Genomic DNA, 2,816 nt, shown 5'->3' on the forward strand with positions numbered 1-2,816 from the left:
GGTCACTTTTTCCCCTGTTTTCACCCAGGTTAAGGATCAGCCGCGCGTGGCCGAAATCATCGCGTTGCAAACGCAGCTGTTCGCCTCTCGCCGCCAGGGGCTGCAAAGTGAAATTGACGGTTATAAGCAGTCGATGGATGGGATCCGCTTCCAGTTGAAAGGCCTGCAGGATTCGCGCGCCAACAAGCAGATCCAACTTTCCAGCCTGCGTGAGCAGATGAACAGCATGAAGCAACTGGCGGCGGACGGTTATTTGCCGCGCAATCGTTATCTGGAAGTCCAGCGCCAGTTCGCTGAGGTGAACAGCAGCATCGATGAAACCATCGGGCGGATTGGTCAATTGCAAAAGCAGCTGCAGGAATCTCAGCAGCGCATCGATCAACGCTTCGCCGACTATCAGCGCGAGGTCAGGACGCAACTGGCGCAAACCCAAATGGACGCCAGCGAGTTCCGCAACAAGCTGCAAATGGCCGACTTCGATCTGGGCAACACCGCCATCATCTCACCGGTGGATGGCACCGTGGTCGGATTGAATATTTTCACTCAGGGGGGCGTCGTGGGAGCGGGTGACCACCTGATGGACGTTGTGCCCAGCCAGGCGACGCTGGTGGTGGATTCTCGCCTGAAAGTCGATTTGATCGACAAGGTGTACAACGGGTTGCCGGTGGATCTGATGTTTACCGCCTTCAACCAAAACAAAACCCCGAAAATTCCGGGGACGGTCACGTTGGTTTCCGCCGACCGCCTGGTCGACAAATCCAATGGAGAACCTTACTACCAGATGCAGGTCACGGTCTCGCCGGAGGGCATGAAGATGCTCAGTGGCGAGGACATCAAGCCGGGGATGCCGGTCGAGGTGTTCGTGAAAACGGGCTCGCGCTCGCTGCTGAGCTATCTGTTTAAACCTATTTTGGATCGCGCTCATACTTCATTAACCGAGGAATAATTTTGATTCAATCAAAACGACAGGCTGCCGGTCTGGTTATCGGCACCCTTTTGTTTGCGATATCTGCGCCGGTTTATTCGATAGGGATTTTAGACGCATATTCGCTGGCATTAGAAAAGGACCCGACCTTCCGGGCGGCTATAAAAGAGAAAGAAGCGGGAGATGAGAACGAAAACATCGGTAGGGCGGGGCTGCTGCCGAAGGTGTCGTTGAACTATCAGAATTCACCGCGCAATTGGCAGACGCAAAAATATCCGCAGAGCGACTTTTTCGGCAATGTTTCGGAGGTCACCCGGCGGCAGCAATATCGCAGTTATTCCAGTTCGATCACGCTGACGCAGCCGCTGTTCGACTATGAAGCGTACGCGCGCTACAAAGCAGGCGTGGCGCAGACGATGATGTCGGACGAGCGCTATCGCGGCAAGTTGCTGGATCTTGCGGTTAGGGTGATTAACGCCTATGTCGAAGTGGCCTATTCCAAGGATCAAATCGCGTTGGCCGAAGCGCAAAAGGCGGCTTACAAGGAACAGTTGACCTTGAACGATCGCCTGATGAGCGCCGGTGAAGGCACCATTACCGACGTATCGGAAACCCAGGCGCGCTACAGCCTGGCCGAAGCGCAGGTAATCGAAGCGCGCGATGCGCTGGACGCCGCCCAGCGCGAATTGGAAGTGATTATCGGCATGCCGCTGAACCAACTGGATGAATTGCAGGTTTTGCGTCCGGGCAAGTTTAAGGTGGCGCCGCTGATCCCGTCCAAGTTCGAAGAGTGGCAAAAGATCGCGCTGGAGAACAACCCGGTGTTGGCCGCGTCGCGTCATGGCGTGGACGCCGCCAAGTATGATGTCGAAAGGAATCGTGCGGGCTTTATGCCTCAGGTTCAGCTGTATGCTTCGCATTCGGAAAACGACTCCAGCAGCGATAATACGGTTAACCAGAAATACCGTACCGACAGCATCGGCGTGCAGGTCAGCATGCCTATTTATTCCGGCGGCGGCGTTTCGGCGTCGACCCGGCAGGCGGCGGCGCGCTATGGCCAGGCGATGTATGAAATGGATGCACAGACGGGCACCACGCTCAACGATCTGCGCAAGCAATACAATTTGTGCATCAGCAGCCGCGCCAAGGTGGCGGCCTACGAGTTGGCGGTACAATCGGCTACTACACAGGTGACGGCGACTCGGCAGAGCGTACTGGCCGGGCAACGCGTCAACGTCGATGTGCTCAACGCCGAACAGCAGCTCTATAGCGCCCAGCGCGATCTGGCTTCCGCCAAGTACGCCTACATCAAATCATGGATCACCTTGCTGAGCGATTCCGGTACGTTGGATGAAAAAGATGTTATGCGGGTCGCGCAGTATTTTGCCCGCAGTCGCTAGTCCGGTTTTGCGATGAGGCGAGTATTTATCTGAAAGGGAGCAGCGTAAAGCTGCTCTTTTTGTTTTGTTGCGTTATGTTATCGGTCGGTGGCCGCTGGCCTGATTTTCGTTCGTTTGCCAGAGGGGCGATGGCGCTGTATCAACCGGTTGTATTCAATCGCTGCCTCCGGCGCAGTTAAGCTGTGTGATAACGCAGAGCGCGCGGCGTGCTGGCGGTTTTAATCCGTATTTTTCAGCACGCAGTGATGGCTGAGTTCGGCCTGAACGGCTCTCAGCTGCCAGAGTCATGACGCGACGAGAGAGCGCGACCGTTGCCGTTTATGGTGCTTTACGGTCGATGAGCCGTAAACCTTTGATGATCGAAAAGGATGCGTGATTCTACGTTTTATTTAAAATAAGCCTATGGCTTTAGACGGCTGTTTTTCTTGAGCGCGTTGGGCGCGAGTGAGGGGTTTGTATGGCGGTTTTAGTTACTGGCGGAGCCGGCTACA

At 55.4% G+C, this 2,816-nt stretch carries 2 protein-coding genes; both read left to right on the forward strand.

Annotated elements, in window-relative coordinates; translation table 11 throughout:
• Positions 1 to 946: HlyD family type I secretion periplasmic adaptor subunit (locus ADK28_RS26850; protein WP_048797169.1), on the forward strand; the 946-nt coding region annotated here is incomplete at its 5' end.
• A gap of 2 nt (positions 947 to 948) precedes the next feature.
• Positions 949 to 2,325: a TolC family outer membrane protein gene (locus ADK28_RS26855; RefSeq protein ID WP_016928415.1), complete on the forward strand. Its 1,377-nt coding sequence runs from the start codon at positions 949 to 951 to the stop codon at positions 2,323 to 2,325.
• The last annotated feature ends 491 nt before the right edge of the window (positions 2,326 to 2,816 follow it).

The organism is Serratia sp. 506_PEND, assembly GCF_001076875.1.
GTDB classification, from domain to species: domain Bacteria; phylum Pseudomonadota; class Gammaproteobacteria; order Enterobacterales; family Enterobacteriaceae; genus Serratia; species Serratia marcescens.